Origin of the sequence: Sphingobacterium sp. SG20118, assembly GCF_044740685.1 — a bacterium.
GTDB lineage: Bacteria > Bacteroidota > Bacteroidia > Sphingobacteriales > Sphingobacteriaceae > Sphingobacterium.
This window is the reverse complement of sequence record NZ_CP172826.1, coordinates 4,536,058-4,551,629: the sequence shown is the minus strand read 5'-3', so window position 1 is coordinate 4,551,629 and position 15,572 is coordinate 4,536,058. Positions and strand designations below refer to the sequence as shown.

The 15,572-nt window shown below is 40.9% G+C and carries 14 protein-coding genes; 10 read left to right on the top strand and 4 right to left on the bottom strand.

Annotated features, from left to right (window positions below; translation table 11 throughout):
- The 5 genes from ACFX5U_RS20775 (at nt 1) to ACFX5U_RS20755 (ending at nt 4,445) form a co-directional block, all read left to right on the top strand.
- Nucleotides 1-255, top strand: a complete 255-nt coding sequence (locus ACFX5U_RS20775) for a hypothetical protein (protein WP_400261985.1) — start codon at nt 1-3, stop codon at nt 253-255.
- Nucleotides 245-412, top strand: a complete 168-nt coding sequence (locus ACFX5U_RS20770; RefSeq protein WP_400261984.1) for a hypothetical protein — start codon at nt 245-247, stop codon at nt 410-412. Before ACFX5U_RS20775 ends, ACFX5U_RS20770 begins: the two co-directional genes overlap by 11 nt.
- A gap of 378 nt (nt 413-790) precedes the next feature.
- Nucleotides 791-1,981 (top strand): exo-beta-N-acetylmuramidase NamZ domain-containing protein, encoded by a 1,191-nt coding sequence (locus ACFX5U_RS20765; protein ID WP_400261983.1) that lies wholly within the window; start codon nt 791-793, stop codon nt 1,979-1,981.
- A gap of 30 nt (nt 1,982-2,011) precedes the next feature.
- Nucleotides 2,012-3,124, top strand: a complete 1,113-nt coding sequence (locus ACFX5U_RS20760) for a carboxypeptidase regulatory-like domain-containing protein (RefSeq protein ID WP_400261982.1) — start codon at nt 2,012-2,014, stop codon at nt 3,122-3,124.
- Nucleotides 3,009-4,445, top strand: coding sequence for an outer membrane beta-barrel family protein (locus tag ACFX5U_RS20755; RefSeq protein ID WP_400263623.1), 1,437 nt, complete (start codon nt 3,009-3,011; stop codon nt 4,443-4,445). Before ACFX5U_RS20760 ends, ACFX5U_RS20755 begins: the two co-directional genes overlap by 116 nt.
- A gap of 164 nt (nt 4,446-4,609) precedes the next feature.
- On the opposite strand, the gene ACFX5U_RS20750 is transcribed toward ACFX5U_RS20755, so the two are convergent.
- The 4 genes from ACFX5U_RS20750 to ACFX5U_RS20735 form a co-directional block, all read right to left on the bottom strand.
- A complete protein-coding gene (locus ACFX5U_RS20750) occupies nt 4,610-5,884 on the bottom strand; it encodes a GldM family protein (RefSeq protein WP_400263622.1) in 1,275 nt (424 codons plus the stop codon).
- A gap of 37 nt (nt 5,885-5,921) precedes the next feature.
- Nucleotides 5,922-6,143: a hypothetical protein gene (locus ACFX5U_RS20745; RefSeq protein WP_400261981.1), complete on the bottom strand. Its 222-nt coding sequence runs from the start codon at nt 6,141-6,143 to the stop codon at nt 5,922-5,924.
- 30 nt (nt 6,144-6,173) lie between these two features.
- Nucleotides 6,174-6,986 carry a gliding motility protein GldL gene (gene gldL / locus ACFX5U_RS20740; protein ID WP_400261980.1) on the bottom strand — a complete coding sequence of 271 codons (813 nt, stop codon included), beginning with the start codon at nt 6,984-6,986 and terminating at the stop codon, nt 6,174-6,176.
- An 87-nt stretch (nt 6,987-7,073) separates the two neighbouring features.
- Entirely contained in the window at nt 7,074-7,271 is a 198-nt protein-coding gene (locus ACFX5U_RS20735; protein WP_400261979.1) for a hypothetical protein, read from the bottom strand.
- Nucleotides 7,272-7,849: 578 nt separating this feature from the next.
- On the opposite strand from ACFX5U_RS20735, the gene ACFX5U_RS20730 reads away from it, so the two are divergent.
- The 5 genes from ACFX5U_RS20730 (at nt 7,850) to ACFX5U_RS20710 (ending at nt 15,220) form a co-directional block, all read left to right on the top strand.
- Complete coding sequence (locus ACFX5U_RS20730; protein ID WP_400261978.1) at nt 7,850-8,470, top strand: TonB-dependent receptor plug domain-containing protein; 621 nt, start codon at nt 7,850-7,852, stop codon at nt 8,468-8,470.
- Nucleotides 8,433-10,991, top strand: a complete 2,559-nt coding sequence (locus ACFX5U_RS20725) for a SusC/RagA family TonB-linked outer membrane protein (RefSeq protein ID WP_400261977.1) — start codon at nt 8,433-8,435, stop codon at nt 10,989-10,991. The genes ACFX5U_RS20730 and ACFX5U_RS20725 overlap by 38 nt, the downstream gene beginning before the upstream one ends.
- Nucleotides 10,992-11,020: 29 nt before the next feature.
- Nucleotides 11,021-12,913 carry a RagB/SusD family nutrient uptake outer membrane protein gene (locus tag ACFX5U_RS20720; protein WP_400261976.1) on the top strand — a complete coding sequence of 631 codons (1,893 nt, stop codon included), beginning with the start codon at nt 11,021-11,023 and terminating at the stop codon, nt 12,911-12,913.
- Nucleotides 12,914-13,260: 347 nt separating this feature from the next.
- Nucleotides 13,261-14,691: a tetratricopeptide repeat protein gene (locus tag ACFX5U_RS20715; protein WP_400261975.1), complete on the top strand. Its 1,431-nt coding sequence runs from the start codon at nt 13,261-13,263 to the stop codon at nt 14,689-14,691.
- A complete protein-coding gene (locus tag ACFX5U_RS20710; protein WP_400261974.1) occupies nt 14,624-15,220 on the top strand; it encodes a sensor histidine kinase in 597 nt (198 codons plus the stop codon). The genes ACFX5U_RS20715 and ACFX5U_RS20710 overlap by 68 nt, the downstream gene beginning before the upstream one ends.
- Nucleotides 15,221-15,572 lie beyond the last annotated feature (352 nt).

Here is a 15,572-nt window from a genome sequence, read left to right as displayed (position 1 = left end):
ATGAAAAAATGGATCAATAAAATAAGCAATATCGTACAGGTTGTCTTAATGGCTCCTGTGAAATTACCGAGTAAGGTCATGCATATTCTCAAATATATCGGACTGGGGCTCGGTGTTATCGAGATGGTGCTGGAGCAACCCGATGATAAAGCTGAGCAACATGGAGATGCTGCTGAAAACCAATCGAAAACCGCTAATGGATCACCGTTGCCTACGCGCAAGACAAATGACAAGGAGGTGCAGGATGAAGTTTAACAATCTGCGGATAGGTACGCTGGGTGGTAGTCTCTGTTCGATATGGGCCTCGATTTCATTAGGTGATGTCTTGCAGACAGTATTGACAGCTATAGTGGGGACCTGTGTCAGTGTGGTGGTGAGTAGGGTACTGGGTAGATGGAGGAGGAGGCGCTAGCAGGAGTGTGTGGAAAAGGCCTTCTCAATTTGCTGAGAGGGCCTTTTTTTATGAAATTGAGGTCATGTGCATTAAAAGTTTGTGATTTTAATATTTGCGTTTTTATGCTATTCTTGAAAGCTATAGTTTGATATCCATCAAGAATGATGGTGATTGAGTGTGTTATAAAATAGCGTGTTATGTATATTTTGTAACTAATCTGATGTTTTATATAATTAATTTGCGTTTTCTTGCGTATTTTATTTTTTATGCTTATTCTTACAGAAGAAAAGGAATGACAATTACATTCCTTTTTACATGATTATAAACCCCATATAACCTCATTACACCAAATAAAGATTTAAAAGAAAGTCGGGTTATGTGGATGATCTCATACATATGAAAACAGTCAAAATTATCTTCAGCTTTTGCATCGTCCTGTTACTCACCTATCCTCTTGTTGCACAAATCCGTACAGGCGCTGATCAAACATCCGAATATCTCAGTTATTTGAAAGGAAAAAGAATTGGGATGGTGGTTAATCCTACATCACGAATCGGAGATCAATCCAGTGTGGATAGCCTGATTGCACTTGGTGTTAATATTGTCAAAGTTTTTGGCCCGGAACATGGTTTTCGTGGTGACGTAGGCGCGGGGGTAAAAGTTACGGATGCCATTGATCCAGCGACAGGTGTTAAAATAGTTTCTTTATACGGCAAGACCAATAAACCAACAAAAGAGATGTTGGCAGATGTGGATCTGATGATTTTTGATATTCAAGATATTGGTGTTCGCTATTTTACGTATATCGCGACGATGCATCGCGTCATGGAAGCTTGTGCGGAACAAGGAAAAGAACTTTTGATTTTAGATCGACCAAACCCCAACGGATACTTTATCGATGGACCAATATTGGATATGGCGTATAAATCGGGAATCGGCATGCACCCTGTGCCCATCACCCATGGTATGACGGTCGGGGAATATGCGCAGATGATCAATGGGGAAGGCTGGCTCGCAAATGGTGTTCAATGTAACATCAAGATTGTTCCAGTAGCAAACTATAGCCATGAGATGGAATATATACCACCTGTAAATATGTCTCCGAATATCAATACCTATCAGGCTGTTTTGTTATACCCCTCGACTTGCTTATTTGAAGGTACGGTGCTCAGTGAAGGTCGAGGCACATTGTTTCCATTCACCGTTATTGGTGCTCCTGAATTAAAGGGGAAATATGATTTTACGTTTACGCCAGTCAGCATCCCAAATATGAGTGCGACACCAATTCACCTGAATGAACTGTGCTATGGCTTGGACTTAAGAACTGTTGATCTACAAAAATTAAGAGCATCAAAGCAGATTGACCTTTCTTGGTTGATCGAGACGTATCAGAACTATCCGAATAAAAAACTATTTTTTGATGCCAAGCAAAGTAAAGAAATTGTTGTATTTGATAAGTTAGCGGGTGGACCTGCGTTACGGGAGGCCATTAATGCAGGTATGTCTGCCGATGAAATTCGTAAAAGCTGGGCACCAGGACTCGAGACCTATAAAGAGATGAGAAAGAAATATTTAATTTATCAATAAGTTTAGCAGCTTAGAAAGTTAATGTGTAAGATGATAGCATCTCAAGTTTTAAAATCCTTATGGGTTGGAATATTTGTTTTGTGTTGTACACAGCTGTACGGGCAGATGCACGATAAACGCATGAGCGGGAAAGTTGTCGATCAGAGCCACTCGCCTATACCATTGGCTACGGTGAGCCTTCATGATCGTAATGAAAAGCTTGTTCTGAGTACTGCAACAGATAGTTTGGGGCAATTTCAAATAAAATTTGCCAAAGCTGGACGTTATTTTGTAAAAGTGAGGTATATGGGGTATCAAGAGCAGCTGTCTGCAGTTTTTGAACCGGAAACTTTTGACCTCGGTACGTTTACGCTTTTGCCATTGGCCAATTCCTTAGCGGAGGTTGCTGTTGAGGGAAAGAAAAAAATGGTGCAGATCGACGGTGGTACGCTTATTTACAATGTTGAAAGCACGATTGGTGGACAGGATGTTTCTGTTTTGGAAGCATTGAAAAGAGCTCCCGGAGTATATGTCGAAAATGAAAGTGACATTACACTGAATGGAAAAAGCGGTGTGCAAATTCTGTTGGATGGCCGTCAAACTTTTCTTTCTGGAAAAGAATTGACAGACCTGTTAAAATCATTATCATCCAATAACCTCAAGTCTATTGAAATCATCAATAGCCCAACGGCTAAATATGAGGCTACAGGATCGGCAGGTATTATCAATATCAAAACAAAAAAAAATCAGGTAACAGGGCTCAATGGTACGATCAGCAGTACTATAGCCTATGGTGTCAGTGCTAAACAGCTCCAAAATGTTGCGCTCAATTACCGGAAAGATAAATTAAATGTATACGGTAATTATAGCCATACCTTGGGTAATTACAATTACCTGTACGGCACAAACCGTCAGCAAAATGGAAAAGCATACGATAGCCATACTGATGATGTGGACAAACGCCAGAAAATGTCCACACAAGTGGGGGCCGATTATTATCTGAACGATAAAAATACCATCGGTTTTTTGGTAAATGGCAATTTTATTTATGGAGGGGGGATCACCGATACCAGAAACAGCAATCAGTACCCTTCCGTCCTTAGAGATGGAAGAGTCTCTGGATGCTATAAACGATTATTATGGACAGCATACTGCTCGTTATAATTTTAATTTCAACTACAAATATGAAGATACGCTGGGCAGGAGCTTGAATATCGATGCAGATTATGGTTTTTTTGATAAATGGAATAAAAACCTACAATCCAATACCTACCGCGATCAGCAACAAACCATTCTTCAGGAAAATCTATACCGGACGCTCAATGGGATTGATATTGATCTAAAAGGAATCAAACTTGACTATGGGATGAACCTCTGGCAGGGTAAGCTGGAAACAGGCTTGAAGTATTCGAATGTGGCTTCTCGAAACAATTCGAGGTTTTATCATGTGGGTGCTGTAGCGGATAGTCTGGACAATCGACGCTCCAATGATTTTCATTTTGATGAGCATACCTCCAGTGCTTACGTCGATTATAAACGAACGCTAGGGAAATGGTCGCTCCAAGGTGGGGTGAGATTAGAAAATTCGCGTTCAACGGGTAAGCTGCTTTACAAAGAGAATGCTACTGATAGGGAAGATGAAATTAATCGCAATTTCACCAACTTATTTCCATTTTTTTCTGCTACCAGACAGTTTGGTGAAAATCAAACCCTTTCTTTGTCTTATGCCAAGCGGATTGAAAGACCGGCCTATGCCGATCTAAACCCGTTTATTTATATGCTGGACGAATTATCTTTTTGGCAGGGAAACCCGTTTTTAAGTCCATCCTTAACCCATCGTTTTACCGTCTTGTATTCCCTAAAAAGTGCCACGGTGATTTCGTTTAACTTTGCTTATACCGATCAGCTGAATGCGAAGGTAACGGATACACTCGATAGCGATAAAATTGTGATGATCAGTAAGAATGTAGGGACACAAAAACATTGGTCACTAGCGCTGACGCAGAATTTTGCTCCTAAACCGTGGTGGGACCTTACTTTTAATGGTCTTTTTTATTATATCCAAAATGATGTTTCTTTTGATGCGTATAGAAATCTAAACTTGCAACAGGCGGCAGGTCGTGTGAGTTTAATACAGGCTTTTAAGCTGCCTTATAAAATGAAGGCTGAACTTGCAGCTGTTTATAATTCAAGACGTCTCAGTGGTGCCAATACGCTGAGTAGAGCCGTTAGTCAGGTGGATATCGCTTTTCAAAAATTGCTGCTACAGGATAAAGCAACGGTCAGGTTTGCTATCAATGATATCTATAAAGGGAATCAAAGTAAGTATACGCAAAATTTCCCTGGATTTGTTTCCAATAGCTATGGTTACTACGAATCTAGGCAGGTACGGTTGAGTTTAAGTTATCGATTCAGCAGTGGAACAACAAAAGCGCAACGCGCACGGAAATCTGCACTTGAAAGTGAAAGTGGAAGAATTCCATAGTGCGCTTAAGCGCTTTTTATTGCAGGATGGCTTGGTATTGGGTTAATGGATGCGGCAGCGTAAGTAGGTGTGGGGGAAATTCGCCATTGTAAAAATCGAAATACTTATCATAAAAAAACCTTCTCAATGTGTTGAGAAGGTTTTTTTTATGTGCTTTTTTTATATTAGTTCGCGGTCAATGCGATTGCATTTAACTGGCGAGAGGTACCATCAGGACCTACAGCGACGATGTTATCGAAGATAACACGTGTGCCGGGTACGATGCCATTTAAGGCTGATGCCATACTTGAGCTCAATTGATTACCTGAGGTGGATAAAACAATTGCATCAGCACGTGGCTTAGCCAATATCATCGTAAATTTGGTGACCTTAAATTTAGCGTCAAAATCAAAGTTCTCCAGAGTGGCAAATACGGCATTTTGCGCTTTAAGGGCTACAGTTGCCATATTACCGCCTGTTTTACCGGCAAACTTAGCGATAGGATCTGGAATGCGTTTTACACGGAATTCGGTCGTACTCAACGTCTGCATTTTCCCTGGTGCTACTTCAGCAGCAATAGTGACACGCGCTGTTCCTGGTGATGAAACTCGTGCGTTATATTTACCGCCAGAGCCTGAAAGGCTACCTCCTGTTATGTCCACTTTTACTTTATCTGTTGGTGTACCTGCAGCCGAAACTGAAAGTGGATTGTCTACACCGATATACAAGACATTCATCTTGTCTGGTGATACCACCGCCGATGGACGGGCTACCTGATAGGTCTGTGTGGTCGTACGATACTCTTTCATAGAGCCATCAGTTTGTTTGACCTGAACAACTCCTGCCCAAGAAAATGTACCTTCTTTATTCGTTGGTACCGTGTAGACTCCTTTACCGTCGACAATTTGTAATGCCGATCCATTCACACTGATCGCTGGTTGTGACTTTGAGTCGGATGCGGTTAAGAATACTTCAGCTTTATAGGGTTGTCCTTGTACCAAATACGAAGTTGGGGCAACCGCTACTGCAGCAAATTTATCCAGATTGACAATTGCTTGATCCATTTTTCCCAAGATCAATTTTACAACATCTGATTCTGCATTTTGTGCGTCTGTCTGGATTTTCGTAAGGATGGTCATGGCTGCTGTTAAGGGTGTACCATTACCGAAATTAATCTCTTCCCAGGTTTTCTTCCCATTTACTGCTTTTTCAGGGTTCGATGCATCAAGCGAGAAGGAAACGCTTTTTTGTCCTTCAGGACCTAGAAGTGTAAGCAGTTTGGTGCGGGTTTCATTGATCTTGTCTTTCAGAACAACGCCTTTTTTCTCGTTGATCATGAGGTTGGGAGAGATGTCTTCATTCTCCCGCATCACTAGATCTCCGGTTTCGCTGTCATAACCGCCACCTTGTTTGGTCAATTCCTCTTTCAGGCTATTGATATAGGTATTCAGGTCTCCAATGATGGCCTGTGCCTGTTTTGCTTTATCGTATATCGGCTTAGCGCGTGCTGGTTTCTTCCTTCAGTTTGGTGTTTTCAAATGACGTAAACAATTGCTGCACCGCATTGTTGACATTCGACCGGGAAGTTTCCAGGCTATTGTTGATGTTTTTAAATGCATCCAAGATGGTATCGGGTACATTCAGCGCGAGTAGCGCCAGTAATACCAGATAAAGAATGCTAATCATTCTTTGTCTTGGAGTTTCTCTTCCTAATGCCATTTTTATTGAATTAAATTATACAAGGATGAATTATACTCGAGGTTGGTTCATGGCACTTAACATATTGCCATAAATCGCATTCAATGCGTTTAGGTTTTTTGCAAGCTTGCCCACTTCTTCTTTAAATGCCTTGGAATCGTCCAAAGATTCGTTGAAGTTTTGCATCGTATAACTTAAATTTTCATAAAACTGATTCATGGATTTGAGGTGTGAAGCAGAGTCTTGAAGCTCACGCTCGTACATCCCGTTCAACTGTTGTAAATTGCCGGTCAGTTTTTGAACCTGATCATGGTAACTTGTCGTGTCGGCGGAAGAATTGGACATTTGAACCAAATTAGCAGATGCTTTTTCAAACGCTTGGCTCATGTGGTCGAATTTTGAAGTCGCTAATTTTAGCTTTTGAGTGAAATCCTCTGTCGCCAGCGATACATCTGAAATCTTGTTGATGGCTGACATCTTTTCGCTAAAGTCACGTAAGCCTCTACCTAGATTTTCAATCGATGCGGGTTCTATATTTGCATCAGCAAACATTTTATCTAACGCTACGGTTGCTGATGGACCTGATTGTTGGTTGACAACTGCTGCCCCACGGACAGGGCGCTCACCTGTGAAATTATCGTCCAATTCCGGATACACGCGACTCCAATCTGGCTCTTGTGGAGGAGGATTGAATCCCATCAGGAAGAATAGGAACGCTTCTACCCCCAGACCAATACCGATCATGTAGTTGGCATAGGAACCTCCTATGTGTAATATTTTGAATAATACCCCAATGATGACGATACTCGCCCCCCAAGAAATAGCGACATTTAGCCATCTTGAATTGTCTTTTCTTTTGCTCATAGTTTTAATTGCTTGTAAGTATAGAAAGTTGATTGTTTAACAAAAGTTGAATATTGTTTGTTTTATATTATGCGTTGCTATTTAATTCTAATCCTTATCGATACCTAAAAATTTTGAATAGGTGTGTACGATAGGAAAAACAAGCACTTCTTGCAGTGCATACTTAAAGTAACGTTTAAAATTGGCCCATAGTCTATGGGCTCCTTCAGGATGTACAGAAATAACCGAAGTCTTACCTCCCTCAAAACGAGCACCATGTTGACCAAAGTTTCCTCCATCATCCAATTTGCATCCTTTTCTTCAGGATAAGGAATAGAGTGATTCCTTGTTCCATAATCCGATGCGCACTAATTGAAAAAAAACGTCTCTGAGTCATTTGTCCATAAAATGTGAAGTAATTTTCATGCCAAAAATAACTATTTTTTGCGGTTTTACGATTATTCCAATCACAAACTATCATGCTTTTGCGATAGCGACCGTTCAGCATGGTCCGTGTGGGATGAGCATGATAATGGTTGATGTGCTAAATGTTCTCATTATCTGAGTGTTAAGTTGGAGTGTCACGAATTTATTAGGATTACTTTTTGGATGAACTGCAATAATAGTTGTTGCCAAAGGGCAACAATTTTGATGGGGGTATTGCTGAAGGATTTTTGGATTTTTCTTCTTGAAACCACTTAAATTTTATTATATTTGAGAAACCAGTAGAGGATGATGACGCTTGGATTCATCTTTATACTTATAAACTAAACCTGATACATACATTATTAAAAAAACTACCAAACTAAATCTAGCTAATGAACATTAAATTTTATGGGAGATATTGTCTCCACTTATGCATTCTGGTCGTATGCATGCTAACTATGTTGCCAGTATTTGCTCAAATCAAATTGACAGGGACAGTAAAAGATAGCAATGGCCCACTTTCTGGTGTGACCATTCAAGTGAAAGGAAACCCAACAACAGGGACTGCAACAAACCAAGAAGGAATATTTCAGATTACCGTAAAGGATAAAGATATTTTAGTATTTAAAATGGTTGGATATGCCCCACAGGAAATAGGGGTTGAAGGGAATAGAAATGCACCCTTAAATGTGATGTTAGAACCGACAAGTGACCAACTGGATGAAGTGGTCGTAGTAGGTTATGGAACACAGAAAAAAGCGGTCGTATCCGGAGCAATTGCCTCTGTAAAAGGAGAGGATCTGGCTAAATCATCATCGGTTAACCTTTCAAACTCTTTTGCAGGTCGATTGCCGGGCGTAACAGCTATGCAAGCTGGTGGAGAACCTGGAGGTGATGGTTCTACGATTCGTATTCGCGGGATCAATTCATTGTCTGGAGGAAATACAAGCCCATTGATCGTCATAGACGGTGTGCCACAAAGAGCAGGAGGACTGGATCGTATAAACCCGAATGATGTGGAGAGTGTATCGGTATTGAAAGATGCCTCAGCCGCTATCTACGGTTTCTCGTGCTGGTAACGGCGTTATCTTGGTCACGACCAAGCAAGGGAAAGTTGGAAAACCACAGTTTTCATACGACTTCTCCTATGGTATACAGCGTCCTACACGTCTTCCAAAAATGGCGAATTCTGCACAGTATACGTCAATCATGAACGAGGTAACGCAAGTGTATCCAGAAGATCCTAGTAGATGGAGCGATATCTGGAAAGATATCAATACGGGTGACGGTACTTTTATAGGAAAAGATGGTAAAAATGACCAGGCTTTTACACCAGAAGAACGCCAAAAATATATGGATGGATCAGATCCTTTACGGTACCCCAATACCGATTGGTTTGGCAGTACGATCAAAGATTGGTCGCCACAACAACGCCATAATGTGCAAATAAGTGGAGGTAGTGAAACAACCAAATACTTGGTTTCATTGGGGTACTTAGACCAGGATGCGATCTATAAAAATTCGGCAACTTTTTTTAAACAATACGATTTCCGTGCAAATTTAGAATTTAAATTAGGGAAATATGTGACAGCAAGATGGGGAATCACTGGACGTGAAGAATCTCGTAACTTTCCGACTAGAGGTGCTGGCGATATCTTTAGAACCCTTATTCGCGGTCTTCCTATTAATATAGCCACATGGCCGAATGGAAAACCAGGAGAAGACCTAGAGGCCGGCTTAAATCCTGTTGTAATTACGACTGGCGCAACCGGATACGATAGAAATACACGCGATTATTTGCAAAATACGGGTGCATTGGATTTTAGAATACCAGGTGTTGAAGGGTTGAAGTTAACGGGAACTGCTTCCATTGATAAATATTGGGGCCGATCGAAAAGATGGGAAACACCTTGGACTTTATACCGATGGGATAATGCGAGTTTTGAAGCCGACGGAGTCTCTCCATTGCTCACAGGTTTTATACCCGACGGTATAGATTCTAAAGCACAGCTTCGTGAAGCTGCGGAAGATCAATTGGCAATCAATCTATCGGCTTTATTGTCTTATGATAAAACGTTCAATGGTGGACATAATTTCTCTACGATTGCTGGATTAACACGTGAAACGGTGACCAATAATGGTTTCTATGCTGCTCGAAAGGATTTTGCCTCAACATTGGTCGAGCAATTGAATTTTGGAGATCTTGATCGCCAAACCTTGGGTAACGAGAATGTATACGATAGAGCACGCTTAAGCTATTACGGAAGGGTGAACTATAATTATCAAGAAAAATACCTATTCGAATTCAACTGGCGAGTCGATGGTTCTTATGTATTCCCGACAAATAAAAGGTTTGGTTTCTTCCCAGGTATTTCTGCGGGTTGGAGAGTGTCTGAAGAAGGCTTCTTCAAAGACAATGTGTCTTTCGTCAACAACTTGAAGCTGAGAGCTTCTTGGGGGCAGATGGGTGCTGAGGCTTACTATGAAGGCGCTTTTCAAGAATATAAGTATTTATCGTTGATGAATACAGGACAAGGGGTGTTCAGTGATAAGCTGTATCAAACTTTGTACGAAAGCACCATTCCAAACCCGAACTTTACATGGGAGGTTGCCAATAATAGCAATATCGGATTGGATGCCTCTTTTTTAAACCATAAGCTGGCGTTAGAGTTAGACTTCTTTTATAATAAACGGACAAATGTCTTGACCAAAAACCCTGGCGTGGTACCTATCAGTTCTGGTATTTCTGGTAATTTACCGATTGCCAATCTTGGTAATTTGGTCAATAAAGGGTATGAATTTAAATTGACCTATAACGATAAGGTGGGTGATTTTTCTTATAACATAGGGGTAAACGGTGGTTATGCTAAAAATGATGTACAATACTCGAGTGATGTTGTCAATACTTTGCCTTATCAACAACAGATCGGAAAGGTCACAGATTCATGGTTAGTTTACCTGTATGATGGTGTTTTCAAAGATCAAGCGGCTATCGATGCAAATACGGTAGATTATACTCCGCTTGGATTAAAAGGTGGAAAATTATTACCTGGCGATATGAAATATGTCGATTATAATGGTGACGGAAAAATAACAAGTGATGACCGTGTACGCTTGGACCAGAATGGTACGCCTACGTTTACAGGTGGAGTCGTACTTGGTGGGCAATATAAAGGGTTTGATTTCAGTGTATTGCTGCAGGGAGCTACGGGGGGTATGAGGAAAATGGGACCTACTGAATCAGGAGCGATCGGTAACTACTTAGAGTGGAACTATGACAACCGTTGGAGTATAGACAATCCGAGTGCTGTGGATCCTCGTCTTACCAATCGTTCGGATACCTATTATACTTCTACTGATAATACCTACTGGATCCGCAGTTCAAATTATATCCGATTGAAAAATGTGGAGTTGGGTTATACCTTACCTAGTGATTTGATGAAAAGCATAGGCATGAATTCAATCCGCTTTTATACGAATGGAATCAACTTGCTGACTTTTGATAAGATTAAAATATGGGATCCTGAGTCGGAAAGTGGTTCTGGTCAATTCTACCCACAATCTAAAATCATCACTTTTGGTATAAAAGCTGCATTTTAAGGTAAGTCGTAAATAATAATAAAATTGAAATGAAGAAATTGATAAAAAATAAATTCCTATATATGTTGCCTGCTGTTTTCTTGTTCACAACAGGCTGTAGTACCGATTTTTTGAATGTAACGCCTCGGGATGCATTCTCAGATGCTACGACATGGCAAGATCCGGTATTGGCGGAAAAGTTCGTGAGTGATATATACAATGTTTTTGAGGGAGGCAATTCGGGTTTTACCGAGCAGATGCAAGCTTCTGCTACTGATGAGTCCTTATGGAACCATACGGATGCGTTTCTGCTCTTGAATTCGGGTGCTATAAATGGTGCTAACGAAGGGTGGGGTGGAACCTCGAGATGGTGGGAACGGATGTATACCTATATCAGATTTAGTAATATTGCGATCGAAAGACTGGCTGATGATGCGATGAATGGTATCAGTGATCAGGAAAAGAAAAATGAATTATTGGCGCAAGCTTATTTTATCCGTGCTTATAGTTACCAACAATTGTTGCGCTATTATGGCGGCGTACCACTTATTTTGAATAGTTATTTGTATAATGAGGATGGAACGATATACGCAAAGGAACGCGGGACTTATGAGGAATGTATCAATCAGATTATACAGGATTGTGATGAGGCTACTAAACTATTGAATGGTAAAGTGCTAGAAAAAGGTCGTATCAATCCGAATACTATTTTGGCACTTAAAGCAAGGGTGCTACTCTATGCAGCAAGTGATCTGCATGATCAGACAAAGCTAACGGCTAAAGTAAAAGATCTAGGAGATCTTGCTGACAAATTGCCTTTGTTAGCCTACACAAGTGGTTCGCAACAGGACCGATACCGTGCGGCGCAGGCTGCGGCTAAGGCAGTGCTCGATGCTGGTACAGGTTATAGATTAGACCTTACGAAACCGGAGACGGCAGAGCTAGGTCAGGTCAATTACAAAAGTATTGCTATGGGTGGCGGTAGTAAAGCCGAGGGTATTGACCCAAAGGCTGCTGCGGATATTCTTTATGCGCGCTATTTCATCACCGAACAAAGTTCTGCGCATGCCCGACATAATGGCCCCAATGGGTACAGTAGTTGGGGCGGTAACCAACCGATAGGTTTGCTTGTGGATGATTATGAAATGATCGATGGTACTAAATTTGATTGGAACAATACCGTGCATAAATCCAACCCGTATAAAAATAGAGATCCACGCTTTTATGCCTCTATCTTGTACGATGGGGCAGATTGGAAACCTAGAAACAACTCATCGGACCCTGCCAATCAAATACAGACAGGTGAATATGAATTGGTGATAAGTGGGAAGGTGACAAAGGTTGCGGGACTAGATACTAAGCAGGGGCCTAAGGAAGCGCATAATGGAACATGGACGGGTTATTATACCCAAAAATTTATTGATCCAGATCCTAATATTATTGATGCTCAGGGAAGACAGTTTGTGCCTTGGCCATATTTTAGATATACTGAGGCTGTATTTAATTATGTAGAGGCTTCTATCGAGCTTGGCGAAACGGAAAATGCGAGAACATGGTTGAATAAAATTAGGTTCAGAGCGGGTATGCCGGCCATTACAGCAACGGATCAAAATTCACTTCGTACGATATACCGTCATGAGCGTCGTATCGAGATGGCTTACGAGGAGCAACGCTTTTTCGATGCGAGAAGATGGTTGGTTGCAGATGAAACTATTGGTCGCAAGGTGACGATCGTGAAGGTTAACGCGACGTTTAAACCAGGTAAGTCTATGGCGAATATCTATAAGCACGATGAGTCGATCTATGATTATCACTATGCACCGCAGGAATTCAGTACGAAAGAGAACCGAGTATGGAAAAATCAGGTTTATTTCCTTCCGTTATCGCGTGATGAGATTAGAAAAAACCCACTGTTGGTCCAAAATCCAGGTTATGTGGAATAATAAAAATGGACTTGGTCTAAGCTAAGTCTGGTAACTATGAACGATTGAAATGAACAAGATCATTTGGGCCGACGCTCAAATGATCTTGTTTTTTTAGAATAGATCTGGATGGCCTTTTTTCGGAATTTATTTCTGGATGAATTGCAATAATAGTTGTTGCCATAAAGGAGCAATTTTGATATTGTCCTACCTTAATGTGGTTGTAATGGACTGATACAAATATCTTAAAATAAGTTACCTTTGCCAGCAAAAGTCATACATCGTAATTGCTAGGTTTAGAAATGGAAGTCACCTGTAAAAATAGATCATCCGGTCTTATATATTTTATTTTTATACTTGGGTTTTTAATGGTCAATCTAGGGGTAAGCTTTGGGAAATCGGCACGGTCGATAGCGCAAACTGCACTTACTGATACGACTGCTATCAATAAACAAAATGAGTATGCCTATACCCTCTGGAGCCAAAATCCAGATTCGCTGATCTTACTCAGTAAAGGAACGCTATTAAAAAGCGAACAGATCCAATATACCGCTGGAAAAATGAATGCCTATATCAATCTGGGTGTTGGTTATTATGAAAAAGGCGATTATAAGAACGCCATTTCTTTTTATCAAAAGGGAATAAAACTGGCACAACAGACGGGTGATTATACCAAAGAAGCGAATAGCATGAGCAGTATGACGAATGCTTTTATCGCTTTGGGATTGCATGATGAGGCGTTGAAATACTTGTATCAAGCGCTGGATATTGCCGAAAAACACGATCTGAAAAAAGTGATAGGCCATATTTTGCATAACATCGGAATGGTGTACCATTATCAAAAGAAAGTAGATCAGGCGATTTCATTTTATGGGAAGAGTAAAGCCTACTACGAGGAGCTTGGAGATTCAACTAACAATACGTTTATACTGGGGAATATCGGACATCTTTACCTGATGAAAAAGGATTATAAGATGGCACAGCAGCACTATAAGCATTCCCTGAGCTTGGCTCGATTCTTTAAAAATAGCAAAGCGACCAGCAATGCACTGATCTCGTTGGGAAAGGTGAATAGCGAACTGGGGGATGACACCGAGGCACTCAAATACTATGAACAGGCGAAAACAGTGTCTGAGTCGACCGGTGAGCGGACAGAATACTTACGCCTATTGACCAATATGAGCGATAGCTATAGCAATCTAGGGCAGATCGAACAGGCCGAATGGGTCGCTAAATTGGGTTACGAACTGGCTTCACAGCAGGGACAATTGTATTACAGCAGTACCGCGGCAGAGCTATTGAGTAAAATCTATGAGAACAAGGGTAATCACCTGGCGGCACTGAAGTATTACAAGTTATTTAAAAGTAACCAGGATAGTCTGGATAATAAATCCAATAGGGAGGCACTCATTAGGTTAGAAGAAAAATATGGGTTTGAGAAAAGTAAGGAGAAAATCGAGTCCGATCACCATTCCGTTTTAAATAAAAAACAGAATCAACTGTATTTGGCGACCTCAGTTATCATCTCGTTGATCATCGTATCTATTTTATTGTATATCTTATTCGTACAGAAAAGAAAAGCAAATGCAGCGTTGCGAAAAGCGAAGTCACTGATCGAAAAGGAATTTGTGAATCTGGAAATAAGCAACAGGTTTAAGAAACAATTGATTTCCATCATGGCCCACGATATCAGAGGACCTATTGCTAATGTGAAGATGATCTTGATGTTGGATGATGAGGGGGATCTATCGCCAGAAACTGGCAAAAGAACTCAACAACGCATCGCAGGCGGAGCTTGATGCCATGATCGCTGCTGTAGACAACTTACTGCTATGGATTACCGATCAATTGCAGAACAAGATCGTGACTAAAGCGTATGTTAATCTACTGGAGGTTGTGCAGCAGATGCTTGATCTCTATAACATGCAGGCAACGAATAAAGGGATACACATGAACGTGCTGATAGCAGAAAATGTGCAGGTATACGTTGATTTGGAATCGCTAAAGATCGTATTGCGCAATTTAATCTATAATGCCATCAAATTCTGTAATGAAGGTGATGAAATCACGATAAAAGCGAGTGTAGTAGCAGGTAGTGACCACATTGAGGTACATGTTATCGATACCGGTATGGGCATGTCTCCTGCTATAATAGCAAGTGTCTTGACCAATGATGGCTACAGCCAATTGGGTACACACAACGAGAAAGGAACAGGCTTAGGGTTGCAGATCTGTCGAGAATATACAAAAGTAAATGGTAGTGAACTGTTTGTGAAAAGTAAACTAGGGCAGGGAGCGGAGTTTTGGTTTAGTTTGCCCTTGCACTAACGCGATCAATCGAGCTGCCTTGGACATCGAAGCTATAGCGCTGTGATTGCTATTTATAGAGCCTGCTTATGGAGTGCCTGCACGATAGGCACCTATTAAAATTAATTTTTTTCATCTCTTGAACTATTTTTCATTTTTAGCTAAAGCATGCTGCTGCAACCTCAAAAAGTAGTCGAGCAAATGTTGTTCTCGATACGCGCAAACTTACTTGTTACCAGGGATGGATCGTATTGTTGATGAGGTGCAGAGACTTTTTGGTCAGATGGCAAATTAAACCTAAGCAAATTCCAATTAGTTGTAATTAAAAAATAGATGAGGGTGTCGAATACGTCCTGCGGAAAATAATTTTCGT